Genomic DNA, 25905 nt, shown 5'->3' on the forward strand with positions numbered 1-25905 from the left:
TTGCATGCAGTTTAACTGGTCCAGGTGCTCAGGCCGTGTTTGGTAAATCCGTACCGTTTGACCTGACCGCCAAATTTCAGCAGGCTTTCCACCACCGGATAGCGGGTGTTTCCCGGACAATAAAAAAACATAAATCCACCACCGCCGGCGCCCGAAATTTTTCCCCCGGTCGCTCCGGCTTTTAATGCGGTGTCGTAAATTTCGTCAATTTGCGGATTGGAAATCCCTTCCGCCATCTTTTTCTTGTTCTGCCATCCAAAATCGAGAATTGTTCCCACCTGGTCCAATTCTCCCTTCAACAAAGCTTCTTTCATCAAAATAGCTTGCCGCTTGATGTTGTGCATGGCTTCGATGGAAGATGTATTTTTCTTCGTGACATTTTCCCGTTGTTGCTCGATGATGGTAGAGGAGAGCCGACTGGTTTCGGTGTAATAAAGAACCAGGTTGAAAGCCAGCTCATCCAGAACACGTTGGCTGATTCTCAGTGGATTCACAATCACCTTGTCTTCTTTGTAAAACTCCATGAAGTTTACTCCTCCAAAAGTCGCAGCATACTGGTCTTGTTTTCCACCGGCCTGAGCTAAATCGACCCGTTCGATAGCGTAAGCCAGTTGTGCGATATCGTATTCGCCCAGCGGAAGTTTTAGCCATTCGGCGAAAGCACCAAGAATGGCCGCTACCAATGTTGAGGAAGAGCCCAGTCCCGATCCGGGAGGTGCATCCACATACGTGGTCAGTGTGAATGACAGCGGCTTCTGTGTAAAATCGCGAACAATCCGGTTGTAAATGCCTTTCAGCAAATCGAGCTGACCATCGATGGGAAGCTGCCCGGCGGAAGCTAATGTGAGATGTTCGCCTTTGTCGACTGCATTCAGGATGATTTTACCGTCAGTTCGCGGTTCGATCGTAGCATAAGCATACATGCTGATGGTGGCATTCAGAATGGCGCCGCCAAACAGGTCGGAATACGGCGAAACGTCGGAGCCGCCGCCGGCCAGTCCAATTCGTAACGGAGCTTTACTTCGGATGATCATACCTTAGACGATTTGTTGTACACTTCGCTGATGGTCTCCACCATCCGCTGCCATGAATATTTTTTCTTTTCTTCTTTTACCTGTCCTTCAAATTCAGCCTGACGTTCATTTTCATAAAAGTCAACCAAAGCATCGGCAATCGCTTTGACATTCGGTTGTACCACGTAACCCACTTTCTGGTCAGGAATAATTTCGGACAAACCACCCACATCGGTTACCAACATGGGCTTCTCGAAGTGGTAACCGATTTGTGTCACACCGCTTTGTGTAGCCGATTTGTAGGGTTGGACCACCATGTCAGCCACGCTGAAATATTTTGTCACTTCGCTATCGGCAATAAAATCTGTCTGAAGAATAAGATTGTCGCCCAGCTCAAGTTTTTTGATGAGTTGATGATAGCTGTCGGGCGGAGCATAAAACTCACCGGCTACCAGCAATTTGACCGGATATTTTCGAAGGCGTTCATCTGCGAAAGCTTCCAAAAGCCAGTCGAGACCTTTGTAGTCGCGGATAAAGCCGAAGAAAAGGAGATAACGAAAATTCGGATCCAAATCCAACGCTTTGGCGGCTTCTTCCCGCGGAAGCGGAGCACCGAAATTATCGAAAAGCGGATGAGGACAAAGGCCTCGTGGCTTGTTTTGGTCGAATTTGACAATGTCGTTGAATACGCTTTTCGACATGGCTACAAATCCGTCGACGGCTTTGGTGAAAAAGCGGGTAAAGGGTTTATCTCCCGGACGTGGCTCGTGCGGAATGATGTTGTCGGCAATAGCAATTACCTTCGTTTTTTTGTTCTTCCGGACGTGTCGTGCGATAGTGCCAAAACAGGGCGCCATGAATGGCAGCCAATATTTGAAAATGACGATATCCGGTGCTTCTTTCCGAATACGGTTACCGATTTTTCTCCAGTTGAGCGGATTGATGGAATTGACCGTGGCCCGGATGTCGAGATCGTTCGGCGCTTCCCAATCGGCGTACTGGGTTTTTCCCGGGAAAAGAAAGTTGGGATACTGCAGGGTAAATGTTTCAATACGAACTTTATAGCCCGAATCCTGAAATTCGCGGGCCAGGCGCTCATTGTATGCGGCCAGTCCTCCCCTGAAAGGCCATGCAGTTCCGATAATGACTACTTCTTTCTTCAATACATGAAAATTTACAAACAAAAGTACGATTTTCGGTATGATGCCAAAACCGAAATGCAATTCAACCGATAATTCCTGAAAATCACCCGCCATGTCATGAGCCTCATTTGAAATTAACTGCATAAGAATCATGCAACTTTTTCATCCGGATGATAGTTGTTCGGCGTGAACGATTATCTTTGTTTTCTTGTTGAAAAATGGAAAAATTCGGAAAATGAACGAACGACCACTCATATTGCTCACCAACGATGATGGTGTTTATGCCAAAGGATTAAAGGAAGTAACTGAAGTAATGCGCCTTTTTGGCGACATTGTTGTCGTTGCTCCTGATAGTCCTCGCTCCGGTATGTCGCATGCCATTACGGTCGATCGGCCGTTGCGCGTGAATAAACTGGAGGAAGAAGATGGTCTGACAATTTACTCATGTACCGGAACACCGGTTGATTGTGTGAAGCTGGCTTGTAACCAGTTGCTCGAGCGGTTGCCCGATTTTGTGATTTCCGGCATTAATCACGGGGCCAATAGTTCGGTTTCCATTTTGTACTCCGGAACGATGGGCGGTGCTATCGAAGGCTGTATTCACGGCATTCCTTCCATCGGTTTTTCATTGAACGATTACGACACCGATGCCGATTTTGCCCGTTCCAAAGTGGCCGTTGCCCGTATTTTCCAGGTGGTGGCCGAGCATGGTTTACCCGACGGCGTTTGCCTGAATGTGAATATCCCGAAAGGAGAGGTGAAAGGCATTAATTTCTGTCGGCAAACACGTGGTAAATGGGAAGAAGAGTTCGAACACCGGACTGATCCTCATGGCCAAAGTTATTATTGGTTGACCGGCTATTTCAATAACGCTGAAGCTGAAGCCCGCGATACCGATGATTTTGCCCTGAAAAACAGCTATGTTTCAGTTGTGCCTGTCACCATCGACTTGACGGCTTATCAGGCATTTCAACACATGAAAACCTGGAAGTTTTAACCATGGAGAATCAGGAACAACAAAAGCAGCCTGTGAAGCTGAATAATATTTGGTTGGGTGTGTTAGCCGGAGCCTTGATGCCGGTAGTATTCTTTGTGTTATACTATTTATTCCGCTTTGGGTACATGCCATTTTCAGCATTTATTCATCGCTTAGTAGAAACGAATACGATTATTCACGTGTTAAGTTTGGCGGTTTTTCCTAACCTCGGACTATTCATGTTGTTTGTTCGTGGGAACCGTTTGCGTTCGGGAAGAGGCGTATTGTTAGCAACGATTTTGTACGCCGTAGTGGCTTTTATCGTGAAATTGTCCTGAGCGATTTTGACTTTCTATCGGAATTTAATTCGATTCATCTAATTATAAATCTTACTACGCGTGAAGTATTTTTTCATTGCCGGTGAAGCATCGGGTGATTTGCACGCCTCGCATTTGATGCGCGAACTGAAAGAGGAAGACCCGCAGGCCGAGTTTCTTTATTTCGGGGGCGATTTGATGGAAGCCGAAGGTGGTAGATTGCTGAAACACTACCGTGAAATGGCTTACATGGGCTTCATCACGGTAGTGAGAAATCTGGATAAGATTAAAGCAAACTTCAAGCTGGCTGAAGAGGAACTGCTTGCCTGGCAGCCAGATGTGCTGATTCTCGTAGATTATCCCGGATTCAACCTGCGCATGGCGAAATTTGCCAGGGAACACGGTATCCGAACATTCTATTATATCTCCCCGAAAATTTGGGCGTGGAAAACCAAACGCGTGAAGAAGGTGAAGCAATTCATCGATGAGATGTTCACGATCTTTCCCTTCGAAACTGAATTCTACGCCAAATACGATTATCCCGTCCGTTATGTGGGAAATCCAACTGTCGATGAGTTGGCGGTGCGGCCTAATCAGGATGAGACATTCAATACATTTGTGTCGCGTAACAGACTTTCGGGGAAACCGCTGGTAGCTTTGTTGGCCGGTAGCCGGAAGCAGGAAATCAGTAATATCCTTCCTGTGATGGCTGAAACGGCATCGCGTTTTCCGGAATATGAATTTGTGTTGGCTGGTGCACCTTCGCAGACAGAGGAATTTTATCGTCAGGTTTTGAAGGGCATAGATATTCCGGTTGTCTTTAATCAAACCTACGAATTGCTGCAGCAGTCAACGGCGGCATTAGTGACCTCCGGAACGGCGACCCTTGAAACGGCTGTCATGAATATTCCCCAGGTCGTTTGTTATAAAATGGAGCTAGGGAAAATTGCCCGTTGGGGAAGGCCGTTTTTGCTGAAGATTCCTTATTTTTCGCTGGTCAACCTGATTGTGAACCGCGAAATTGTGAAGGAATTGTTCCAGGATCGTTGTACCGTTGATACGGTGAGCGCTGAATTGAAGCAGGTTCTGGGAGATGAAGCCTACCGGGAAAAAATGCTTAGTGGTTACGACGAAATGCGCCGGCGGTTAGGGGAACCCGGATGCGCTGCGCGGGCTGCCAAACAGATGGTTGAGCTGCTGAAATAATTCAATAGAAAAATATTGCCGTTTATGTACAGTCTGTTCAGAAAGGAAATCAACCAGTTCTTCGGTTCACTGATCGGTTACCTGGTGATTGTCGTTTTTTTACTCTCCACCGGTTTATTTCTTTGGGTCTTTAATGGGAATTATAACATTCCGGACAATGGATATGCCACGTTGGACGGACTGTTTTCGATGGCTCCGTGGGTTTATCTTTTCCTGATTCCGGCTGTTACTATGCGGATGTTCGCTGATGAAAAGCGTACCGGAACCATGGAGTTGTTGCTCACCCGTCCGCTTTCCACATTTCAGTTAGTGCTGGCTAAGTACCTAGCGGCGCTGGTTGTCGTGGCTCTTTCGTTGGCGCCTACTTTGCTTTATTTCTTTTCGGTTTACCATTTGGGTAATCCGGTGGGAAGTATTGATACCGGGGCGACGTGGGGAAGTTACCTGGGACTTTTCTTTTTGGCGGCTATCTACCTTTCCATTGGTTTGTTCGCATCCTCGTTAACTGATAACCAGATTGTCGCTTTTATCTTGTCGCTGTTTCTGTCATTTTTCTGGTATACGGGGTTTGATTTTGTTGCCGGCTTGCCGGTCCCTTCCGGTGTAGCCGAAGCTCTTTCTTCGTTGGGAATTAACCAGCATTACGAGTCGGTGAGCCGGGGTGTGCTCGATTCGCGTGATTTGTACTACTTCCTGGTGATGGTTGGCTTGTTCTTGCTTCTTACCCAGATTTCCCTTTTCTGGAAGCGTTTTCCTAAAAAGCGCGCAGTACTCCGATTGGGAATTTACATTGCGGCTACTGCACTGGCAGCTGTTTTAATGACCAATCATTTCTTCCGGATTGACTTTACAGCGGAAAAACGCTTTACGCTGGCCGATCAGACACGAGAAATTATGAAAGAGGTTGACCAACCTGCTGTAGTCAATGTCTATTTGAAAGGCGATATGTTACCGGCTGGATTCCGGAAGCTGGCCAAGGCAGTCAAAGAGAAGTTGATTGATATGAATGTCTATGCCGGTGCACCGGTTCATGTGCAATTCATCGATCCTTACCAGGAAGTGAAACCTTCGCAGCGCAAAGGTTATTTCGATTCGTTGATTGATGAAGGATTGAAGCCAACCGATCTACGCATCAAAACCGATCAGGGAACATCCACGCGGCTTGTTTTCCCTTCGGCTGTTGTTCGGTTGCATGGCCACGAAACGGTGGTCAATTTCCTGCAAAACGATCCGTCATTACCAGCTGAAGAGAATTTAAACCGTTCGGTGGAATTGCTGGAATACCAGTTTGCCCGGGCTTTTCGTGTTTTGATGCAGGAAAAAAAGCCCAAAGTGGCTTTCATGACAGGACACCAAGAGTTGGATCCGTGGCAGGTAAAAGATTTTTCAAATGCATTGAGTGAGAATTATGATGTGGTCCGAATCACGCCTGATGATTTGCTGGCAGCGCCCGATAGTTTCCGTGCGGTGATTGTTGCCGACCCGGAAAAGGCTTTCCCCGAAAGGGACAAGTTTGCACTTGACCAGTATGCCATGAAAGGTGGCCGCCTGATGTGGCTGATCGATCCGGTGCAGGTGAGCATGGACAGCCTCTCCGAAGGAATGATGACACTGGCGTTCCCGCGAAAATTGAATTTGCAGGATCAGTTGTTCCATTACGGTGTTCGTCTCAATCACGACTTGATTCAGGATGTGCAGTGCCGGATGATTCCGGTGAATACAGCTTTGACAGGACAGCCTCCAAAATTTACGCCGGCACCGTGGTATTTCTCTCCATTACTGATGCCATCCCAGAATTCGCCGGTAGGGAAAAACCTGAATCGCCTGATGGCTGATTTTGTTAGCTCACTCGAACTGGTTGGTGAAAGTAAGGATGTGAAAAAGACCGTTCTTCTGACGTCTTCGGCGTATGCCCGAACAACAGAAACGCCTATGGAGGTGAGCCTGGATATGATTAATGAACCGCCGGCCCGCGAACTTTTCACCCAACACAACATCCCGGTAGGAGTTCTGCTCGAAGGAAAATTTTCGTCGGTATTTAAAAACCGGATGTTGACCGAATTGCATTTGCCGAATGGAATGGAACCGAAGTACGAGAGTCCGCACACCAAGATGATGGTCTTCTCGGACGGAAATTTAATTGCAAACAAGGTGCATAGAGGCCCCAAAGGAGTTCAGATTTTACCGCTCGGATACGATCGATACGCAAAACAGACGTTTGGAAACAAAGCATTTTTTGTGAATGCCGTACAATATTTGTGTGACGATTCGGGGCTAATGGAACTTCGTACCCGGACGGTGAAATTGCGGTTGCTGGATAAGGTCCGACTCCGCGAAGAAAAATTGAAATGGCAATTGCTGAACCTCCTTGTTCCGGTGCTGTTTATCTTATTGTTCGGTGTCGTTTTCAACTTCATTCGACGAAAACGTTATGCACATTAAGTTAATAAATTGAAAGAAAAACGTATATTGCGAGGTAGGCAAAGTAGGTGAATGTTTGTATCTTCGTAATGTACCTGCTTTGTCAGGACCGAGTGCCTTGTATGAGGGCTAATTAATTGAGAATCGTTTAAAAACTAAGAATAACTACCCATGAGATTTGTCGTTTCGAGTACCGAATTACTGAGGCATCTTAATGCAATCAGCAGGGTCATCAGCAATAAAAATACCTTGCCTATCCTCGATAATTTCCTTTTTCAACTCGAGGGCAATACCCTAACGGTTACTGCTTCCGATTTGGAAACAACGCTTATTACTACGCTTTCGCTGGAAAATACGGAGGGAGACGGAAGTATTGCTATCCCGGCTAAGATTTTGATTGATACCCTGAAGGAGTTTCCAGAGCAACCGCTGACTTTCAACATCAACATGGATACCATGGCAGTGGAAATTCTTTCCGAAAACGGTAAATTCTCGATTGTCGGGCAAAATGGTACCGACTTTCCGCAACTTCCTGAGTTGGGAGATGGAGCTACCAGCCTTAGCATGCCGCACGATGTGCTGTTGAGCGGAATCAATAAAACGTTGTTTGCTACCGCTGATGATGAGTTGCGTCCGGTGATGAACGGTGTTTACATCGAATTGTCGGAAGATGACCTGACGTTTGTGGCATCCGATGCTCACAAATTGGTTCGTTACAAACGAAGCGATGCCCGTGCTGACGTTCAGTCGTCCTTCATTCTTCCAAAGAAGCCGGCTTCGTTGTTGAAGAATTTGTTGCCGCGCGAAGATTTTGATGTGAAACTCGCGTTCGACGATAAGAATGCCTTTTTCAGTCTGACCGGTTTCAAAGTAGTTTGCCGCCTGGTAGAAGGAAATTATCCGGCCTACAATTCGGTTATTCCGGTGAATAATCCGAACCGACTGACGGTTGACCGGGTAGAGTTTTACAATACGCTGAAACGGGTTTCGGTCTTCTCGAATCAGGCCAGTAACCTGGTGAAGTTAGCTTTGACATCTACCGAAATGGTGGTTTCAGCACAGGATGTTGACTTCGCCATTTCAGCCGTTGAGCGCATCAAATGCCAGTACGAGGGACAGGAGATGGAGATTGGCTTTAAATCGACCTTCCTGCTCGAAATTCTTTCCAATCTATCTTCTACGGAAGTGATGGTGGAACTTTCCGATCCAACAAGAGCCGGAATTTTACTTCCTGCAGAGAAAGAAATCGAAGAAGAAGATGTACTAATGCTTCTGATGCCGATGATGATCAATGCGTAGAAAAGAATTTTTATTAAAATAATCATAGCTAAACCTGACAGAATCCCGCTTCTGTTAGGTTTTTTGTTACTAGTATTTTTATGGAACTGAATTTGAAAAACCCACTGGTGTTTCTTGATTTGGAAACTACCGGTATCAATATTGTCACCGACCGGATTGTTGAAATCGCATTGCTTAAAATCTTTCCCGGCGGAAAACAGGACGAGAAACTGATGCTGATTAATCCGGAAATGCCCATTCCGGCTCAATCTTCGGCAATTCATGGAATTAAAGATGAAGATGTGAAGGATGCGCCAACGTTTAAAGAAGTTGCGAAAACCTTGGCAAGTTTCCTTGAAGGTTGCGATTTGGCCGGGTTCAACTCCAACCGGTTCGATATTCCGTTGCTTTCGGAAGAATTCCTAAGGGCAGAAGTGGACATCGATTTGAAAAAGAGGAAGTTTATTGATGTGCAGACCATTTTTCATAAGATGGAGAAACGCACGTTGGGGGCTGCCTACGAGTTCTACTGCAACAAGGAATTGGAGAATGCTCACAGTGCTATGGTCGATACGGTGGCGACTTATGAGGTTTTGAAATCGCAGCTCGATCGCTACTCTGCAGAAGAAGCTGAAGCCAGAGGAAAGAAATTCAATCCGCTGGTGAACGATGTCGACAAATTGTCGGAATTCTCTTCGTTTGACCGGAATGTGGACTTTGCCGGCCGCATTGTGTACAACAGCGACGGCGTCGAGGTTTTTAATTTTGGTAAACACAAGGGAAAACCGGTTGAGCAGGTGTTGAAAGAAGAGCCGGGGTATTACGGTTGGATGTTGAATGGAGAGTTTCCGTTGTATACAAAGAAAGTATTGACAGCTATTCGTTTGCGTGCATTTAGCAACAATGGCTGATCTCAGAATTAGCTAAATGAAGACATATGAAAATCATTTGCATCGGCCGGAATTATTCGGAACACGCTAAAGAACTGAAGAACGAAGTTCCTACCGAACCGGTCTATTTCATGAAACCAGACTCGGCACTTTTGCTGAGGAACCGTCCGTTTTATATTCCTGATTTTTCCAATGAAATACACCATGAAGTCGAGTTGGTGGTCAAAATCGGACGATTGGGAAAAAACATCCAGGAGAAATTCGCTCATCGTTATTACGATGAAATTGGCTTGGGAGTCGATTTCACCGCCCGCGATATTCAGCGCGAATGTAAGGCAAAAGGTTTGCCGTGGGAAAAGGCCAAAGGCTTCGATTCATCAGCGGTGCTGAGTAACGAATTTATTCCTAAATCGGAGTTGGGTGATGTGAACAATATTGCTTTTTCGATGAAGAAGAATGGTGAAGTGGTTCAGGATGGGAATTCATCGGATATGCTTTTCAATATTGACAAGATCATTGCCTATGTTTCTCAATTCATGACTTTGAAAATGGGGGATTTGATTTATACCGGAACCCCCTCAGGAGTTGGACCGGTAGCTATCGGCGATCGGCTGGAAGGTTTTATCGGCGACAAGCAGATGTTTGATTTTCAGATAAAATAACTGCACATGCAGAAAAAAAGAGCCGGAATTGATTTGGATTCCGGCTTTTTTTATGGCTATCTAAAAAGCAGGCCGATTCGTAACGATAGTCTGTTGATATCCCTGTTCTTTTTGTAGTAGTTGGTGTCGTCTTCTTCTCCCTGTTGATAGGTGAGTCGTTGGAAACGATAGCCGCAACTGAAAATCCAGCCCATGTCATTGTTCATCATGCGCATGATGGAAAACTCCGGGTTGAGACTGATTCCTCCTCTTGTTTTCAGCTTTAGGGGAGCGTAGTAAGAGTTTGGGGTATAAAAATCAGAATAGTAAGGGGTGTAGGTAGCTACGTCTTTTTCGCGCGCCAGCGGAACACTCCAGCCTCCTTTTATGGTAATGATTGGAGTAAACTGTCCGGTTGAAAAGAAGAAACTGGCTGTTGCATGCAGAGGCATAACACCGTCATCGAAGAAGTCGATTCCTGTCTCAAATCCCGGGGCAAACCATGAATTTAACCGGTATCCCTGTAAAATGCTAAAACTAAAGGGAGCGTCGTTTTCTTCACTCCTGTTTCCCAACAGAATTCCGGCTTGCACGGTGCCAAAATAGCCTTTCTGGTAACTGGATATTTCCGGCCGGCTGATCTCGGCGAGCTCGATTTGCGAACCATCTTTATTCTTTAATACCAGACTGCTTCCCGGGAGCCACGATTTTCCGTCTTTCGAAATCAGGTAGAATTTGTTTTCGCCATCTGCGATACGCAATACACGACCTTTTCTAACTTTCATCACCCTTCCGTTCAGGGTATCAAGCGTAATTCCTTCGGAAACGATTTTTACGTTTTGTGCTGTCAGGTGGGAGATAAAAAAGCAAGCGATTAATAGGAGGCCAATTCTTTTCATTGCTAGTTAGGTTTGTCATTTACTGGTTAGACGGAGGCTATCCTACATAAGGTTGCGTCCCCTTTTCAACGCAACCGAAAATTTGTTTTCTGCATCTTTCAAACAAACAAAACCTGACCGCTATGAAAAAAATATTCTTTCCCTTACTCATCCTGTTTGCTTTGATCTCGGATGGATGTAAGGATAAATTCGCTGTGGAATATACCGTGCTGGAGCCGGAATATATGTCTTACGAAGATTTACGTTCGGCAGTCGTCAACGAAACGCCTGTTCCACTGAAACACCCCGGGAAAATTTATTTTAAGGATAACTACATTTTTGTAAACGAATACATGGAAGGAATTCATGTTTTTGATAACAGTGATCCTGCTCATCCGGAAGAGGTTACTTTTATCGAAATTCCGGGAAATATCGATATGGCGATTCGAAACCAGACATTATTTGCCGATAGTTATACCGACCTGGTGGCTATTGATATTGCCGATTTGCAGAATGTGAAAGAGCTGAGTCGCCTGACGGCTGTTTTTCCATATACCATTCCATCTTACGAAGAGGGAGCGAGAATTGGTTCGGTTGATCAAACCAAAGGTGTGGTGATCGGCTGGAAGAAGAAAACGATTCATGAAGAAATACCGGAAACATCGAACTATTATCCGGTTCACCCATCCTGGTATGAACTGACCAACGGTGATTATGCTGCAACTGCGAACAGCGGAATATCTGGAGGTTCTGCTAATGGTGCTGCGACCTTTGGTGTGGCAGGTTCGTTGGCTTGTTTTGGCCTGTATGGTGATTATCTGTATTCGCTTTCTGATTATAAACTGAAGCATTTTGATGTATCGGACAATACAGCGATGCAGGACCTCGGCGCTTACTCAATTCCCGATCCGGAAACGGTTAGTATTTACAATGATTTGCTTTTTGTCGGAGGAAATAGTAGCGTGACGATTTATCAGATAAATGGAACGGGAGATTTGACGGAGATGGGACTATTCGAACATGTTACCAGTTGCGACCCGGTGGTTATTCAGGGCGATTATGCTTTTTACACATTGAGGGGAGGAACGCGTTGCGGAAGTGAGGTGAACGAGCTGCATGTTCTCGATATATCCGATATCACCAATCCGACAAGAATTTCCATAGTGGAAATGACTGAACCATTTGGCTTGGGAATTGATGATGATATGTTGTTTGTATGCGACGGTTCGGATGGACTGAAAATCTATGACGCAGCCAATAAAAAACACATAGGCTTGAATCAGATTGGCCACTTCAAGGATATTCAGGCACGTGATGCAATTCCGGTAAATGGATATTTGTTTGTGGTAGGTAACGATGGCTTTAGCCAGTACGATTACAGCGATCCTGCCAATATTCACCGGGTTAGTTTGATTCCGGTTCAGGAAGAATAATGAGTAACACAATAGCCGAAATGTAAAAAACGCAATCGTTTTTCTTAGGAAAGAGATTGCGCTTTTGTTTTTAATGAAGTATTGTGTCTTATTTTTTCCGGACAACGTGTAATTGCCCGGCCTGGTACTGGATTACTTTGACTTCTTCTCCGCGTTCAATAAAGCCCGATCCTGCACGGGCATCGTAAATATCGTTTTCTACCTGGACCTTGCCTGCAGGTCTCAGAACCGTGACAGCTACGCCGGTTTTGCCAATCATCAGGCTGGTGCCGGCATCGACACCCACAAAACCTTCATCTCTGTTTTCAGCCGTGTTCAATGCCAGGTTTCTGAACGGACCACCATGAGCAGCGAAAATGAGTTTGGTTGCATAAAGCGCAAAGAAGAAAACGACGATAAAGGCTCCCAGCACAGTTACTACGGCTCGTGTTAACGCTTCCGCAGAAACTCCGTCGAAATTTAGTTTATCGTTGCCAACCATGCTGAGGATCAAGCCGCCCATGGCAAAAATAATCCCTAGTATCCCGGCTACACCGAAGCCGGGTATGATAAATATTTCGACGGCAATGAGAATCAGGCCGATAATGAACAGGAGAATTTCCCAGTTGGCTGCCAGACCTTCCAGGTAAAGTGGTGCGAAATATAAGAGGGCTGCAAAAACAGCAACTCCCAGCGGAAATCCAATTCCGGGTGTCTGCAATTCAAAGTAAATGCCTCCGAGAATCGCCAAAATCAAAATTCCGGAAACCATCGGATGTACTAAAAAACCAATGAACTGTTCCAGAACGGTAGGTTTATATTCTTTGATGACATAATTTCCCAGATGGGCTTTATCAATCACTTGTTGAATATTACTCACCATGCCTTCGCAGAAACCGTATTTAATGGCCTCGGTAGGAGTCATCGTCAGTACTTTTCCGGTATCGATAATGCCCGGAATGTAAAGACTCTGGTCGACCATGGCTTCAGCGATTTTGGGATCGCGTCGCCACTTAACGATGGTATCCTGCCCTGATATGATGGTGTCTTTACCGTGCGCTTCGGCGGTAGCCCGCATGATGGAGCGCATGTAACTCTGGTATTTGTCGGGCATGGCCTGGCCGGTCTGGTTGACCACGGTGGCTGCTCCCATGTTCGCACCTTCGCGCATGTATACACTATCGCACGAAAGTGCAATAAGCGCACCTGCTGATGCAGCATTGTTATCGACAAATGCGTAAACCGGTATCTTCGAATTCAGGATTTTAGTCCGGATCGAATCGGCATCCAAAACTGTTCCGCCGTATGTATTCAGGTGTATAACAATTAAACTGGCACGAAGCGAATCGGCTTCGGCGAAAGCCTGTTTGGTTTTTCTCCAGGTAGCCGGCGCAATATTCTCATCAATGTTAAACCTCAGTACCACCTTGGGACTGTTGATTGACAATGAGTCGGCTTCGTCAGCTTTTGACGGGACATAAGCCAACAACAATAGCAGTAAGGTAAGGAGTCTGATTTTCATCTGCAGTATTCATTAGTTTACACGAAAACCGCTTTACCTTTTATGTCAGGAAAATGGCAGGAATTCGTTTACCTAAGATTCCAATTTTTCGGCATAATTCCAAAATAATTCAAGCCCCTTTCGCTTGGATTCGTCCAGCGGATAGCTGATGTCGCGGCTGTAATATTCCGCCAGGTTATAATCGGGATATTGAGGGGCAATTTCCTGAATAACATCGGGCATGTTGTCGATACCGACGGCCAGTGCTTCGTTGAGAGCTTTCTTGAAATCCTCGGAAAGCGGTTTATTGGCTGTCCAGCAGGCGAATACAAAATCAAGTCCGGTGTAGTTGGCCCATTCCTGGCTTAAATCGTAAACGTGCGGATAGTGCCCGTCAATCTCAAAAACCCGGTCGCCGATAACCACGCCGGCCGTTTTTCCTTTGATGTCGCGGGTATGGTATCCCGGCTCACCTTTCAGCCATTTTGCCTCTTTCTTCCAGAAGAACCGAGCCAGCACACGCGCCAGCATCACAGAGGTTCTCGACTGGTAATCGAGGATGATGGTATCAACTTCTTCCAGCGGAACTTCGCTTACCAGGACAACTGTACGAACGGGGCCGCGGGCACCAATACAGTAGTCGGAAATAATCTCAGCTCCCTTAATTTTCGGGATAACGGCTACCGGAACCAAACCTACATCGACTTTGTCCTCGATGAGCTTGGACGCACAAAGAGAAGGCATGTCCAGCGAAAGCTCAATTTCGTTGACAAACCCCGAGTGTTCCAGTCCGTAAATAAAAGGTTTAGTGTTTAGGTAGGAGACGGCGGATATTTTAACTTTTTTCATTGTTGTAGTTCTCCAAAATTGCTGCTAAAAGTATGAAAAATATTGGGATCGATTCCTGATATTTTACCATTCCGGATGATATTATCTGATTTGTTTTCACTAACCGATTTATCATTAACTCAAATTTAATGCTCGCTATTTTCCCTCTCTCCAAAGTTCAGGTCGCTGTAAGTTTGGTATTTGAGTCTGGATTTGGCGATTCAGCTGAAATAACAGAACATTAATTAAGGATGAGGAAGATTGTTAATGTAATCGTTTCCACTAGGCTAAGGCGGAATTTATTAATTTTGCATCGGTTATTAATCTGAATTTAAATCGCTTTATGGATCTGCAAGCACTTACCGCTATTTCGCCTATCGACGGTCGTTACCGTGGAAAAGTTGAGGAATTGGACGAATACTTCTCGGAGTTTGCCCTGATAAAATACCGGGTTTTTGTGGAGGTTGAATATTTTATTTCGCTGACCGAAATCCCGTTACCCCAGTTGAAGTCATTCGATAGTTCACTGAAAGAAAAGCTGCGGGCTATTTATGAAGACTTCTCGTTGGAAGATGCACAGCACATTAAAGACACCGAAAAGGTGACGAATCATGATGTGAAGGCGGTGGAGTATTTTGTAAAAGAGAAGTTCGATGGGCTTGGACTGGAGACGTTCAAAGAGTTCATCCATTTCGGACTGACGTCGCAGGATATCAATAATACCGCTGTTCCGTGTTCCATCCGCGATGCGATTCAGAATGTGTACATCCCGATTTTTGATGAGGTGGTGTCGAAGCTCGAAGAGTTATCGCTGGCGTGGGAGGAAATCCCGATGCTGGCCCGCACACATGGACAACCGGCTTCTCCGACTCGTTTGGGAAAAGAGCTGAAAGTTTTCATCGAGCGGTTAAATGTGCAGGTGGAATTGCTGAAAGGAATCCCTTGCTATGCTAAATTTGGTGGGGCGACGGGTAATTTCAATGCGCATTTTGTAGCCTACCCTAAGATTGATTGGGCCGATTTCGCCAACAACTTTGTGCAGAACTCGTTGGGACTCGAGCGTTCGCAGGTGACGACCCAGATTGCTCACTACGATAATTACGGTGCGATTTTCGATAACCTGAAACGCATCAATACCATTCTTCTGGATTTGGATCGCGATATGTGGACTTATATCTCCATGAACTATTTCAAGCAGAAGATCAAAAAAGGCGAGGTGGGTTCTTCGGCTATGCCACATAAGGTGAATCCCATCGACTTTGAAAACTCAGAAGGAAACCTGGGAATTGCTAACGCTGTCTTTGAACATCTGTCAGCAAAACTGCCGGTTTCTCGCTTGCAGCGCGACCTGACCGACTCGACGGTTTTACGGAATATTGGTGTACCAATTGCTCACACGGTTATCGCTCTGAAATCGACCTTGAAAGGCCTCGATAAATTGCTGATCAATATGGAGGCGATTGAGGACGATCTCGAAGAAAACTGGGCGGTGGTTGCTGAAGCAATTCAAACGATTTTGCGTCGTGAGGGATATCCGAATCCATACGAAGCCTTGAAGGAATTAACACGCGTGAACCAGAAAATTAATCGCGAATCGATTCACGAATTTGTCGAAACATTGAACGTTGATGAGAAAGTGAAGGTTGAGCTGAAGCAAATTACGCCGCAGAACTATACCGGAATTCTCATCTGATAAAATATTTACCATTAAACGAAAGGATGCCTCTACAGGTGTCCTTTCTTAATTTTTAATCAGAATTCCTGTTCCTGAAAGTTTTGCTACTTTTGGAGCGCAAAGTCCGGGCATATTACAGGCGGATTGTGGTTTTTATTTATGTACAGGTGAGCGGCATAAAATAGATTGTTTGTATCGAAAAAAGTGTCGTTCTGTTTTGGAACTGAAATCATTTAATAATGAAAGGTCTTTTTAAACTTCTCGGTCGATATATTCCTCCTTACAAGGTTTACGTAATTTTGAATGTGGTTTTCAACTTGTTGGGAGCAATATTTGGAGCATTTTCTTTTGCGGCTATCAGTCCGGTACTGGGCGTGTTGTTTGGTACTCAAAAGATGGTGAATCATCCGGTTGAGTGGGCGCTGACCCTTGATAGTATCAAGGAGAATTTCTTTTATCATATCAGCAAAGTCATCGAAATGCATGGACGGGATTCGGCGTTGGTATACATCGGCGGGTTCATGGTGATTGCCGTGTTGATGAAGGTTGGTTTTACTTATCTCGCCAGTTTTATGATGGTGCCGATTCGTAACGGTGTTGTTCGCGATATCCGGAATCAGATCTATCACAAAATACTTTCTCTTCCTATCGGCTTCTTTACGGAGGAACGAAAGGGAGATATTATTGCGCGTATGACCGGTGATGTGCAGGAGATTGAGAATTCTATCATGAATTCTCTGGAAATGCTGTTCAAGAACCCCATTCTGATCGTCATTTCCCTGGTTGTGATGATCACCATGTCGTGGTCGCTGACCATTTTTGTGTTTTTGCTGCTGCCGGTGGTCGGATATTTTATTGGGCGGGTTGGAAAAAGCCTGAAAAAGCCGTCGATGAGCGGACAGAACAAGATGGGCGAGTTGCTTTCGACAATTGAAGAGTCGCTGTCCGGGTTACGTATCATCAAGGCTTTTAATGCTGAGAAAAAGGTGTCTCAGCGTTTCGAAGGTGAAAATCATCAGTATTACAGCATCATGAATAAGCTGATGTGGCGCCGGTATCTTGCTCATCCCATGAGTGAGTTTCTGGGAACGCTCGTTATTGTAATTGTTCTGTGGTACGGCGGTCGGTTGGTGCTTCATCATCAGGGCGGATTGAGTGCTCAGGGATTTATCACCTACCTGGTGTTCTTCTATAGTATTATCAATCCTGCAAAAGCTTTTTCTACAGCGCTTTATTCAGTTCAAAAAGGACTTGCTTCGATGGAGCGGGTGGATATGGTATTGAATGCACAGAATAGTATCCGTAACCGGGAAGACGCCAAGCGAGTTTCAGAATTCAAAGATCGAATTGCTTATCAGGATGTGACTTTCCGGTACAAAGAGGACAATGTGCTGAAGAAGGTGAATCTGGAAATTGAAAAAGGAAAAACGGTCGCACTGGTCGGACAATCGGGTTCAGGAAAGTCGACCTTCGTCGATCTGCTTCCACGTTTCTACGACGTGAAAGAGGGACAGATCAAGGTTGACGGAATCGATATTCGTGATTTGGATATTACCGATTTACGAAGCCTGATGGGAAATGTGAACCAGGAACCGATTCTTTTCAACGACAGTTTCTTCAATAATATCGCTTTTGGCGTGGACAATGCGACTGAAGAGGACGTAATGAACGCCGCCAAGGTGGCGAACGCACATGATTTCATCATGAATACTCCGAATGGCTATCAATCGAATATTGGTGATCGGGGAGGAAAACTTTCAGGCGGACAGCGTCAGCGTATTTCCATTGCCCGGGCCGTTTTAAAGAATCCTCCAATCATGATTTTGGATGAAGCCACATCAGCTTTAGATACCGAATCAGAAAAACTCGTGCAGGAGGCCTTGGATAACTTGATGAAAAACAGGACATCCATCGTTGTTGCTCACCGTTTGTCGACCATTAAGAATGCCGACTTGATTTGTGTGTTCCAAAATGGCGAAATTGTGGAGCGTGGGACGCATGACGAGCTGATTGCTGCTGATGGTATCTATAAAAAGTTGCATGCGATGCAGAATTTTTAATATTCCTTTCTGCAAAGAAAAAGCCGCATAACTTCTGAAGATATGCGGCTTTTTTATGTTTTTACATCGAACGGCTAGTTGACAATTGGCAAAAAGCTGTGATGTTTGGAGTAATCGAGCATCTGTTTTGCAAAGTTTTCTGGGTACGAAATTCTGATGTCTTTAATTTCACCGTCTTCTTCAATCACTTCGTAATCCGGATTCAGGAAACCGGCGTAAGGCGCGAGATTCAGCTTCTTGTAGCGTTCCAGTACTTCGTTGTGTAAATCACGAATAACTTTTACGCCATAGTTTTCAACCAATGCTTTTCCCGCTTCGTAATCACCTTCCGATTTGATGCGTTGCACTTCTTTCAGTAATTCGCCGAAGAGGTCACGCAAGCGTTGGTAATCGTTGATAACAAAGAAGGTTTTATCGTTCCGCTCTTTGCGTTCAATCACATTTTCCGAGCTTCCTTTATCGTAAACCCAGCGGGCAATTAGCTGGCGGTTACGCATATGTGATTCCTCCAGGTCTTTCCCGTTTTCGATTCTAACGAGCTGCGTCAGGAGTCCGTTGCGGATGTAGCCGTCGTATTCGGCTTTTGCCGTTTCATCCGATTCGGTTAATCCGAGCTCCACCAATTTGGGATCCATAATAAAATAGAGCGCAAACAGATCGGCGCGAGTCTCTTCGAGCGTTGAATAGTAGTTCTTCAGCGCATCAACGGTTACCCCTTTTTTCATTCGGCCGGAGCCGTGTCCAAGGCATTCGTGCAAATCGGTATGGAGGTTGTTCCCGAGATATCCGTGCTTTCGGGCACGCTCGATTTCTTCTTTGTCCCAGCAAAACTCCTCCAGCATGCCATCTCCCAGCGATGCCTGGTGATACGCATACGTAATATTTTCGATGGTTACCGACTTGGAACCGTATTGCTCCCGAATCCATTCAGCATTGGGGAGATTGATTCCAATTGGCGTAGCCGGGTGACAATCACCTCCCAGCATAGCCACCGTAATTACTTTGGCTGAAACACCGGTCACTTTTTCTTTTTTGAACTCCGATGAAACCGGCGAATGATTTTCAAACCATTGTGCATTGTTGCTGATAATCTCAGTGCGCCGGGTAGCTTCTTCGTCTTTGAAATTCACGATGGACTCCCAGCTTCCTTTTATTCCCAGCGCATCGCCGTATACTTCAATGAAACCGTTCACGAAATCGACCTGGCTCTCAATATCCTTTACCCATTCGATGCTGTGTTCGTCAAAACTCTTCAAATCACCGGTTTGGTAAAAGATGATGAGCTTGGCGATGCTTCGTTTTTGGGCCGGCGATTCCGCAACTTCCTGTGCCTTTTGCAACCATTTTACAATCTCCTGGATGGCTTCGGAATACAACCCGTTCTCTTTCCACTTTTTCTCAACGAGCTCGCCGTTCTCCATCACCAGTTTCGAGTTTAATCCGAAGGAGGGCGGATTTTCACTCGCGTTACTGTTCAACTGAGCATAAAAGAGTTCGGCTTCGGCCTGTGTCACATCTTTGTAAAAGTTATTGGCCGATTCCAGAAGCAAATCTTTCGTCGAATCGAGGGAAACCCGCTTGCTTTCAAGTCCGGGGTCGAAAATGATTGGCAATAACTCGTGTATCAGTTTTTGGGGATGTTCAAAATCAGACCAGTTGGAGCGCCCAATGAGATGGAGAAAATATTTTTGTGAAAACTCGGGTAGGATCTTGTCCATCGAATAATGATGGTGCATTCCGTTGGAAAACCAAATCCGCTTCAGATAGACTTCAAACTGTTTGAACTCTTTTGTTTTACGGTCTCCGTCGAATGTCTGATAAATGGTTTCGAGTATTTTACGCAGGCGCAGGTTGTACTCGTTGTTTTGATCCCACAAAATATCGCGGCCAGCCAAAGCTGCGCGACTGAGATAATATATTAGTCTTTTCTGTTCCAGAGTCAGTTGCTCGAATCCATCTACTTTGTAGCGAAGGATTTTTAAGTCAGCAAACTTTTCGCTGAAAAACTTGAAATTGTCACTCATGACCATAAAATTTCTTTTAGAATCCGGATGATATCCTTGTTAATAGGATGCTTATGCATGAAAAACATATAGCAATGTAAAATGTTCTCCATGACTGCATTTGGCTGATTGATAGCCTGTAAGGTGTATGCTACTGTTTGGAACTTAGTACGTGAAGTCGCTTGAGAAGCGGATCGCGGTACGACTTACCAAAAGGCAATGAGTGCGTACCATCTTTTGTTTCCACCTCGAGTGTATTTCCGTGAATGCGTTTAATCTGTTTCACATTCACAATGTATGAACGGTGAATTCGGATAAATAATTTGTTGGGGAGTTTTTCATCGAGTAGTTTTAAGGTGTAGTGTACCGTATACTTATCGTCGAAAGTGATAAACTGTGCGTAGTTCTCGACGGATTCGATGTAAATAATGTCCTCGGGATTGACAGGATCAAGTTTTGAGTTGTTTTTGATCCATAAGATCCCTTTCCCCCATTCGTCCTCAGAAAAAATATCTTCCCGCACGTCCTGGTTAACCTTCGCATCTTTCTGTATGTTAGCAATCGCCCGATTGACCGAACGCATAAAACGTGGAAAAGTAACCGGCTTTAACAGGTAATCGGTGACGTCGTACTCAAATGCGTTTAAGGCATATTTTTCCCGGGAAGACACAATAATAACCTGCGGAGTATGGTCCATCACACTCAGCAATTCCATTCCGTTCATCTCCGGCATTTCAATGTCGAGAAAAAGAATATCAATTTTGTCTTTGCCTTTTTGCAGGAGTTTCAGTGCGTCTATAGCACTTTCCAACGAAAAATATTTTTCAAAGAGTTTTGTCCGATCGATGTATTTCTCCAATACGGTCCTGCAAACCCGGTCATCATCTACGATTAAACAGTTCATAAGCCCATTAATCTTGTTTCAAAGATAGAAAAAATACGAGCAAATGATTTCGAGAGAGTTATCAAAAACTAAAAGTTATTTAATCAGTAGGTTAGAGGGCGCTTTTTTTATCACGGTAGAATTTCTTCTCGATAAGGGCTGAACTTTTGATGGTTTTTCGTAACCATGCCAGATGGATTTCATCTTTCTCTACTTCTGTAAAAAGGTAGTCGATATCGCTTTGGCGGAGCCGCAAGTTCAAATGATGAAGAATGATGGCGGCTGAGACCGATATATTGAAACTTTCGGTAAAACCAAACATGGGAATTTTTAGAAATTCATCAGCATTATTTTCTACGATTTCCGAGATTCCGGTTAGTTCTGTTCCGAAAATCAGCGCGGTTTTCCCTTTCTCCAAATCGAAATCTTCTAGGTTGGTGTCGTTCGCGTGGGGTGAGGTGGCTACAATCCGGTATCCACTCTCCCGTAATTGATGAATGCAGTCAAGAGTATTCTGCTTCTGGTCGCGATAGTGATGAAGGTTAAGCCATTTGGTTGAGCCCAGTGTCACATTCGGATTAACCTGAAAACGGTTTTTGTTTTCTATAATATGTACGTCCTGAATTCCGAAACAATCGCAGGAGCGTAACACGGCACTGGCGTTTTGTGGTTGGTAAATATCTTCCAGAACGACGGTCAGGTAACGAGTTCTGGAATTTAAGACTTTCTCAAAAAGTTCTTTACGCTCACGCGTAATGTATTCCGAAAGGTAGTTTATCAGTTCTTTGCTCATGGATGTCAATAAAAAAAGGGAGCCTGAGCTCCCTTTACAATAATCTCTTCAGCCATTATTTACTGAACGCTGTCAGTCAATTCGCTACCAGCTTTGAATTTTACAATCTTCTTGGCAGGAATGTTAATTGTCGCACCAGTTTGAGGATTACGACCCTGACGTGCAGGACGTTCGGTGGTTGCAAATGAACCAAAACCTATAAGAGCAACACGATCACTTTTCTTCAGTGCATCAGTTGTGGTTTTAACGAAAGCATCAAGAGCTTTCTTAGCATCTGCTTTAGTCAGGCCAGCTTCAGCAGCAATGGCATCAATTAATTGAGCTTTGTTCATAGTACAGAAAGTTTAGAAACAACAGGTTAAATAAAATTCGTTTAATACTTTTTTTAACGCTAGTGCCTAATATAAAGAGTTTTAATTATTTTTCACAGCAAACCATGCTAAATGTGTTGTTTAACATATGATTTCCCGCAAATTTGTCTCAAATACCAGTAAAATCAGCTTGTATAAGCCTAATTATTTTGGTTTCACTAAATTGAAAAGATTGAGACGAAAAACAAAATTTTTTTTATCTTTTTTTCTTCATAATGCTCTTAATTTTTTGGGCAGAAACTTTTGCCAGAAAGAAAAAACTTCTACTTTTGCAATCGCTCGGAGAGATGGCAGAGTGGTCGAATGCGGCGGTCTTGAAAACCGTTGTACCGCGAGGTACCGGGGGTTCGAATCCCTCTCTCTCCGCCACCCACGGGTGTAGCTCAGTTGGTAGAGCACTGGTCTCCAAAACCAGGTGTCGGGCGTTCGAGTCGCTCCTCCCGTGCAAAAAGCCGGTTCAGTTTTGAGCTGGCTTTTTTGTTTTTGTAGCTAACCAGTTGATTGTCCCTCTTTTACTGTTTTGTGTCACCTAATAAATTTCTTTCTCAGTAGCCGGAAATACTCATTTTTCCGGCTGGGTTGAAATGGCTCCGTATATATAATGGTATATTTGGGCAAAAATTTTTCCATGGAAGTCGACTTGTTTATTCCTTGTTTTATCGATCAGTTATATCCGAAGACAGCATGGAACACTATTCGTGTTTTGGAGCGGGCAGGTTGTAAAGTGCACTACAATCCCGAGCAAACCTGTTGTGGACAGCCGGCCTATAACAGCGGTTATTTTGATGAAGCACGGACATTGGCAAGGAAATTTCTGAAAGACTTTCGTGGAAAACGTCCGATGGTTAGTCCCGGGGCCTCCTGTTCGGGATACGTGCGTGATGGATTTGCCGATCTGTTTGATGAGACGTCCGGAGAGTACCAGGAGTATATTCACCGCAAGGAAAACGTAATTGAGCTGACCGATTTTCTGGTTAATCATTTGGGTGTCGTCGATTTTGGAGCCTCTTTTCCGCATAAAGTGACATACCATGATGCCTGTTCCGCTTTGCGCGGATATGGAATTCGCGAAGAACCCCGTAAGCTTTTGCAAAACGTTGATGGTCTTGAGCTTATTGAGATGGAAGAAACACACGAGTGCTGTGGGTTTGGGGGTACGTTTGCCGTAAAACACAAGGCAATATCTTCGGTGATGACACAAAATAAGGTCGAGAATGCTCTGAAAACCGGAGCTGAATTCATTGTTTCAACCGAAGCATCCTGCCTGATGAATATATCGGGATATATTAAACGTCAGAAGTTACCCGTTAAAGTGCTTCACATCGCCGACGTGCTGGCCGCTTTCTAACAAAACCACCTTCTCATTCTTTCCTGATTTGTCATTTTGAACGGAGTCATTCTGTCAATTCGTCAGCGAATGTCGATTGGCACAGCCTTTGATTTTCGGGGTGATGGTAAATCGAAAAATTATCAACTTAAAAGAATATTACAATGGAAGGAAGAATTGGTGTTACCAGTGAAAACCTGTTTCCGATTATTAAGAAATTTCTCTATTCCGATCACGACATTTTCCTTCGGGAGATTGTTTCGAACGCTGTGGATGCTACTCAAAAACTGAAGACGCTTGCCTCAGTAGGTAGTTACAGTGGCAATGCCGAAGATTTGAAGGTGCGGGTCAAGCTCGATAAAGACGCCGGAACCATTACCGTTTCTGATAACGGTATTGGAATGACCGAAGAGGAGGTAAACAAGTACATCAATCAGATTGCCTTCTCAGGAGCGAATGAATTCCTCGAAAAATATAAGAACGATGCCAATGCCATTATTGGTCACTTCGGTTTGGGATTCTATTCTTCGTTCATGGTTTCCGATAAGGTGGAAGTCATTACTAAATCGCACCAGGATGGAGCCAAAGCAGTGAAATGGAGCTGTAACGGAAGTCCGGAATATACCATGGAAGAGGTTGATAAGGACGAAGTTGGTACCGATATTGTCATGTACATCAATGACGATTCCAAGGAATTTCTTGATGAGACTCGCATCTCAGTTCTGTTGAACAAGTACTGCAAATTTCTTCCGATTCCGGTCATTTTCGGTAAGAAGAAAGAATGGAAAGGCGAAGAATACGTCGAGACTGACGAGGATAACCAGATAAACGATGTGTCTCCGGCCTGGACCCGTATGCCGGCTGACCTGGAGGAAGAAGATTATCACAATTTTTACCATCAGTTGTACCCCATGGTGGATGAGCCACTGTTCAACATTCACCTGAACGTGGATTATCCTTTCAATCTGACCGGTATTCTATATTTCCCGAAAATCAAGAATACCATTGAGGTACAGAAGAATAAGATTCAACTTTACAGCAACCAGGTTTTTGTGACCGATTCGGTGGAAGGGATTGTTCCTGAGTTCCTGACGCTCTTGCACGGAGTGCTCGATTCACCTGATATTCCGTTGAACGTTTCCCGTTCTTATCTGCAGAGCGACTCGAACGTGAAGAAAATTAGTAGCCACATTACGAAGAAAGTGGCCGATCGTCTACAGGAGATCTTCAAGGAAAATCGTGAAGAATTTGAACAGAAATGGGATGATCTGAAGCTTTTCATCGAATACGGCATGCTCACCGATGAGAAATTCTATGAGCGTGCACTGAAATTCTTCCTGTTAGGGAATACCGAAGGCAAAAAGTTTACCTGGGAAGAATATGAAAACCTCATTAAGGAAAACCAGACCGACAAGGACAACAAAATGGTTTACCTGTATGCCAACCATCACGAGGATCAGTTCAGTTTTATTGAAGCAGCTAAAGAAAAAGGCTACGATGTGTTGCTGATGGAAGATCCGTTGTCGACACACCTGCTGAATGCGTTGGAGCAGAAGTACCCTGAAAAACGTTTCGTTCGTGTGGATGCTGATGTGGTGGAAAAACTGATTCCGAAAGCTGACGACGACAAAGAAAAACTCACACTGGAAGAGAAGAACGAGCTGAGTCCGGTTTTCCAGGCCATTGTTCCTAACGGAAAAGGAAATTTCATTGTCGATTTCGAAGACTTGGGAGAAAAGGCAAATCCAATGGTGATCACTCAGAACGAGTTTATGCGCCGTATGAAAGATATGTCGCAAATGCAGGCCGGAATGAGCATGTATGGCGAGTTGCCCGACAGCTACAATCTGGTGGTAAATATCGGTCATCCGCTCGTTAAGCAGATACTGGAAGACAAGGATGCAGCCTTGGCTTCGGAACTGGAAAAGATAAACAACGAGATAGCAGATCAGCAAAAAGAGAAAGAGGCATTGGATAAGCTGAAAGAAGGTAAAAAAGATGAAGAAGTTCCTCAGGAGGAAAAAGATAAGCTGAAGGAGCTGGATGATAAGATTACCTCTCTTGAAGCGGACAAGCGTTCCAAACTTGAGACTTTTGGACGCGGAAATCAACTGGCCAATCAATTGGTCGATCTGGCTCTGCTAGCCAACAACATGCTGCGAGGTAGTGATTTGAATAAGTTTGTAAAGCGCAGTATTGAGTTGATAAAATAAGCATCGCAATACGTTGCTAATGAAGGGGAGACAATAGTCTCCCTTTTTTTATACCCCTTGTATCGTTATCTTTATGC

At 44.7% G+C, this 25905-nt stretch carries 21 protein-coding genes and 2 tRNA genes; 14 read left to right on the forward strand and 9 right to left on the reverse strand.

The window, feature by feature from the left end; translation table 11 throughout:
* Positions 1 to 11 precede the first annotated feature (11 nt).
* A complete protein-coding gene (locus GJU87_RS21100; RefSeq protein WP_106543104.1) occupies positions 12 to 1034 on the reverse strand; it encodes a dehydrogenase in 1023 nt (340 codons plus the stop codon).
* Positions 1031 to 2299 carry a glycosyltransferase gene (locus GJU87_RS21105; RefSeq protein WP_228492071.1) on the reverse strand — a complete coding sequence of 423 codons (1269 nt, stop codon included), beginning with the start codon at positions 2297 to 2299 and terminating at the stop codon, positions 1031 to 1033. Before GJU87_RS21105 ends, GJU87_RS21100 begins: the two co-directional genes overlap by 4 nt.
* Positions 2300 to 2390: 91 nt before the next feature.
* Between GJU87_RS21105 and surE the strand changes: the two genes are divergently transcribed.
* From surE to GJU87_RS21140, 7 genes are all read left to right on the forward strand, one after another.
* Positions 2391 to 3152 carry a 5'/3'-nucleotidase SurE gene (surE, locus tag GJU87_RS21110; protein WP_153641273.1) on the forward strand — a complete coding sequence of 254 codons (762 nt, stop codon included), beginning with the start codon at positions 2391 to 2393 and terminating at the stop codon, positions 3150 to 3152.
* 2 nt (positions 3153 to 3154) lie between these two features.
* Positions 3155 to 3469, forward strand: coding sequence for a hypothetical protein (locus GJU87_RS21115; RefSeq protein ID WP_106543102.1), 315 nt, complete (start codon positions 3155 to 3157; stop codon positions 3467 to 3469).
* A 60-nt stretch (positions 3470 to 3529) separates the two neighbouring features.
* Positions 3530 to 4654, forward strand: a complete 1125-nt coding sequence (gene lpxB, locus GJU87_RS21120) for a lipid-A-disaccharide synthase (RefSeq protein WP_153641274.1) — start codon at positions 3530 to 3532, stop codon at positions 4652 to 4654.
* A gap of 24 nt (positions 4655 to 4678) precedes the next feature.
* On the forward strand, positions 4679 to 7096 hold the full coding sequence (gene gldG / locus GJU87_RS21125; RefSeq protein ID WP_153641275.1) for a gliding motility-associated ABC transporter substrate-binding protein GldG: 2418 nt from the start codon (positions 4679 to 4681) through the stop codon (positions 7094 to 7096).
* Positions 7097 to 7246: 150 nt separating this feature from the next.
* Positions 7247 to 8374 (forward strand): DNA polymerase III subunit beta, encoded by a 1128-nt coding sequence (gene dnaN, locus GJU87_RS21130; protein ID WP_153641276.1) that lies wholly within the window; start codon positions 7247 to 7249, stop codon positions 8372 to 8374.
* Positions 8375 to 8454: 80 nt separating this feature from the next.
* Complete coding sequence (locus tag GJU87_RS21135) at positions 8455 to 9264, forward strand: 3'-5' exonuclease (protein ID WP_106543098.1); 810 nt, start codon at positions 8455 to 8457, stop codon at positions 9262 to 9264.
* 26 nt (positions 9265 to 9290) lie between these two features.
* A complete protein-coding gene (locus GJU87_RS21140) occupies positions 9291 to 9905 on the forward strand; it encodes a fumarylacetoacetate hydrolase family protein (protein ID WP_153641277.1) in 615 nt (204 codons plus the stop codon).
* Positions 9906 to 9961: 56 nt separating this feature from the next.
* On the opposite strand, the gene GJU87_RS21145 is transcribed toward GJU87_RS21140, so the two are convergent.
* Complete coding sequence (locus GJU87_RS21145) at positions 9962 to 10783, reverse strand: hypothetical protein (protein WP_153641278.1); 822 nt, start codon at positions 10781 to 10783, stop codon at positions 9962 to 9964.
* A gap of 122 nt (positions 10784 to 10905) precedes the next feature.
* Here GJU87_RS21145 and GJU87_RS21150 point away from each other — a divergent pair, with 122 nt between their 5' ends.
* The gene (locus GJU87_RS21150) at positions 10906 to 12195 is read left to right on the forward strand and encodes an LVIVD repeat-containing protein (RefSeq protein ID WP_153641279.1); all 1290 of its coding nucleotides are present in this window, start codon (positions 10906 to 10908) and stop codon (positions 12193 to 12195) included.
* 88 nt (positions 12196 to 12283) lie between these two features.
* Here the strand turns inward: GJU87_RS21150 and GJU87_RS21155 are convergent, their stop codons facing one another.
* Entirely contained in the window at positions 12284 to 13696 is a 1413-nt protein-coding gene (locus GJU87_RS21155; RefSeq protein ID WP_228492072.1) for a nodulation protein NfeD, read from the reverse strand.
* 72 nt (positions 13697 to 13768) lie between these two features.
* The gene (locus tag GJU87_RS21160; RefSeq protein WP_153641281.1) at positions 13769 to 14524 is read right to left on the reverse strand and encodes a menaquinone biosynthetic enzyme MqnA/MqnD family protein; all 756 of its coding nucleotides are present in this window, start codon (positions 14522 to 14524) and stop codon (positions 13769 to 13771) included.
* Positions 14525 to 14846: 322 nt separating this feature from the next.
* Between GJU87_RS21160 and purB the strand changes: the two genes are divergently transcribed.
* On the forward strand, positions 14847 to 16196 hold the full coding sequence (gene purB, locus GJU87_RS21165; RefSeq protein WP_153641282.1) for an adenylosuccinate lyase: 1350 nt from the start codon (positions 14847 to 14849) through the stop codon (positions 16194 to 16196).
* A gap of 221 nt (positions 16197 to 16417) precedes the next feature.
* Positions 16418 to 18238, forward strand: coding sequence for an ABC transporter ATP-binding protein (locus tag GJU87_RS21170; RefSeq protein WP_153641283.1), 1821 nt, complete (start codon positions 16418 to 16420; stop codon positions 18236 to 18238).
* Positions 18239 to 18312: 74 nt separating this feature from the next.
* On the opposite strand, the gene GJU87_RS21175 is transcribed toward GJU87_RS21170, so the two are convergent.
* The 4 genes from GJU87_RS21175 to GJU87_RS21190 all read right to left on the reverse strand — a co-directional run bounded on the left by GJU87_RS21175 (position 18313) and on the right by GJU87_RS21190 (position 22249).
* Positions 18313 to 20262: a dipeptidyl peptidase 3 gene (locus GJU87_RS21175; RefSeq protein ID WP_228492073.1), complete on the reverse strand. Its 1950-nt coding sequence runs from the start codon at positions 20260 to 20262 to the stop codon at positions 18313 to 18315.
* Positions 20263 to 20392: 130 nt separating this feature from the next.
* The gene (locus tag GJU87_RS21180) at positions 20393 to 21145 is read right to left on the reverse strand and encodes a LytTR family DNA-binding domain-containing protein (RefSeq protein WP_153641285.1); all 753 of its coding nucleotides are present in this window, start codon (positions 21143 to 21145) and stop codon (positions 20393 to 20395) included.
* 91 nt (positions 21146 to 21236) lie between these two features.
* Positions 21237 to 21917 (reverse strand): RNA methyltransferase, encoded by a 681-nt coding sequence (locus GJU87_RS21185; protein ID WP_153641286.1) that lies wholly within the window; start codon positions 21915 to 21917, stop codon positions 21237 to 21239.
* Between the two features lie 59 nt (positions 21918 to 21976).
* Complete coding sequence (locus GJU87_RS21190) at positions 21977 to 22249, reverse strand: HU family DNA-binding protein (protein ID WP_025864360.1); 273 nt, start codon at positions 22247 to 22249, stop codon at positions 21977 to 21979.
* Between the two features lie 320 nt (positions 22250 to 22569).
* Here GJU87_RS21190 and GJU87_RS21195 point away from each other — a divergent pair.
* The 4 genes from GJU87_RS21195 (at position 22570) to htpG (ending at position 25828) form a co-directional block, all read left to right on the forward strand.
* A tRNA-Ser gene (locus GJU87_RS21195) sits at positions 22570 to 22657 on the forward strand.
* A gap of 3 nt (positions 22658 to 22660) precedes the next feature.
* Positions 22661 to 22733 (forward strand) — tRNA-Trp (locus GJU87_RS21200).
* Between the two features lie 183 nt (positions 22734 to 22916).
* Entirely contained in the window at positions 22917 to 23636 is a 720-nt protein-coding gene (locus GJU87_RS21205) for a (Fe-S)-binding protein (protein ID WP_153641287.1), read from the forward strand.
* Positions 23637 to 23779: 143 nt separating this feature from the next.
* Positions 23780 to 25828, forward strand: a complete 2049-nt coding sequence (htpG, locus tag GJU87_RS21210) for a molecular chaperone HtpG (protein ID WP_153641288.1) — start codon at positions 23780 to 23782, stop codon at positions 25826 to 25828.
* Positions 25829 to 25905: the final 77 nt, after the last annotated feature.

Origin of the sequence: Prolixibacter sp. NT017 (genome assembly GCF_009617875.1) — a bacterium.
Taxonomy (GTDB): Bacteria; Bacteroidota; Bacteroidia; order Bacteroidales; family Prolixibacteraceae; genus Prolixibacter.

Excerpts from the sequence above, each read along its gene's own strand:
- GJU87_RS21140 (WP_153641277.1), top strand. The coding sequence starts at position 9,291 with ATGAAAATCATTTGCATCGGCCGGAATTATTCGGAACACGCTAAAGAA.
- GJU87_RS21185 (WP_153641286.1), bottom strand. The coding sequence starts at position 21,917 with ATGAGCAAAGAACTGATAAACTACCTTTCGGAATACATTACGCGTGAG.
- GJU87_RS21205 (WP_153641287.1), top strand. The coding sequence starts at position 22,917 with ATGGAAGTCGACTTGTTTATTCCTTGTTTTATCGATCAGTTATATCCG.
- dnaN (WP_153641276.1), top strand. The coding sequence starts at position 7,247 with ATGAGATTTGTCGTTTCGAGTACCGAATTACTGAGGCATCTTAATGCA.
- GJU87_RS21100 (WP_106543104.1), bottom strand. The coding sequence starts at position 1,034 with ATGATCATCCGAAGTAAAGCTCCGTTACGAATTGGACTGGCCGGCGGC.
- htpG (WP_153641288.1), top strand. The coding sequence starts at position 23,780 with ATGGAAGGAAGAATTGGTGTTACCAGTGAAAACCTGTTTCCGATTATT.
- GJU87_RS21150 (WP_153641279.1), top strand. The coding sequence starts at position 10,906 with ATGAAAAAAATATTCTTTCCCTTACTCATCCTGTTTGCTTTGATCTCG.
- GJU87_RS21180 (WP_153641285.1), bottom strand. The coding sequence starts at position 21,145 with ATGAACTGTTTAATCGTAGATGATGACCGGGTTTGCAGGACCGTATTG.
- GJU87_RS21145 (WP_153641278.1), bottom strand. The coding sequence starts at position 10,783 with ATGAAAAGAATTGGCCTCCTATTAATCGCTTGCTTTTTTATCTCCCAC.
- GJU87_RS21160 (WP_153641281.1), bottom strand. The coding sequence starts at position 14,524 with ATGAAAAAAGTTAAAATATCCGCCGTCTCCTACCTAAACACTAAACCT.
- GJU87_RS21155 (WP_228492072.1), bottom strand. The coding sequence starts at position 13,696 with ATGAAAATCAGACTCCTTACCTTACTGCTATTGTTGTTGGCTTATGTC.
- GJU87_RS21175 (WP_228492073.1), bottom strand. The coding sequence starts at position 20,262 with ATGAGTGACAATTTCAAGTTTTTCAGCGAAAAGTTTGCTGACTTAAAA.
- GJU87_RS21105 (WP_228492071.1), bottom strand. The coding sequence starts at position 2,299 with ATGCAGTTAATTTCAAATGAGGCTCATGACATGGCGGGTGATTTTCAG.
- GJU87_RS21190 (WP_025864360.1), bottom strand. The coding sequence starts at position 22,249 with ATGAACAAAGCTCAATTAATTGATGCCATTGCTGCTGAAGCTGGCCTG.
- GJU87_RS21170 (WP_153641283.1), top strand. The coding sequence starts at position 16,418 with ATGAAAGGTCTTTTTAAACTTCTCGGTCGATATATTCCTCCTTACAAG.
- GJU87_RS21115 (WP_106543102.1), top strand. The coding sequence starts at position 3,155 with ATGGAGAATCAGGAACAACAAAAGCAGCCTGTGAAGCTGAATAATATT.
- gldG (WP_153641275.1), top strand. The coding sequence starts at position 4,679 with ATGTACAGTCTGTTCAGAAAGGAAATCAACCAGTTCTTCGGTTCACTG.
- GJU87_RS21135 (WP_106543098.1), top strand. The coding sequence starts at position 8,455 with ATGGAACTGAATTTGAAAAACCCACTGGTGTTTCTTGATTTGGAAACT.
- surE (WP_153641273.1), top strand. The coding sequence starts at position 2,391 with ATGAACGAACGACCACTCATATTGCTCACCAACGATGATGGTGTTTAT.
- purB (WP_153641282.1), top strand. The coding sequence starts at position 14,847 with ATGGATCTGCAAGCACTTACCGCTATTTCGCCTATCGACGGTCGTTAC.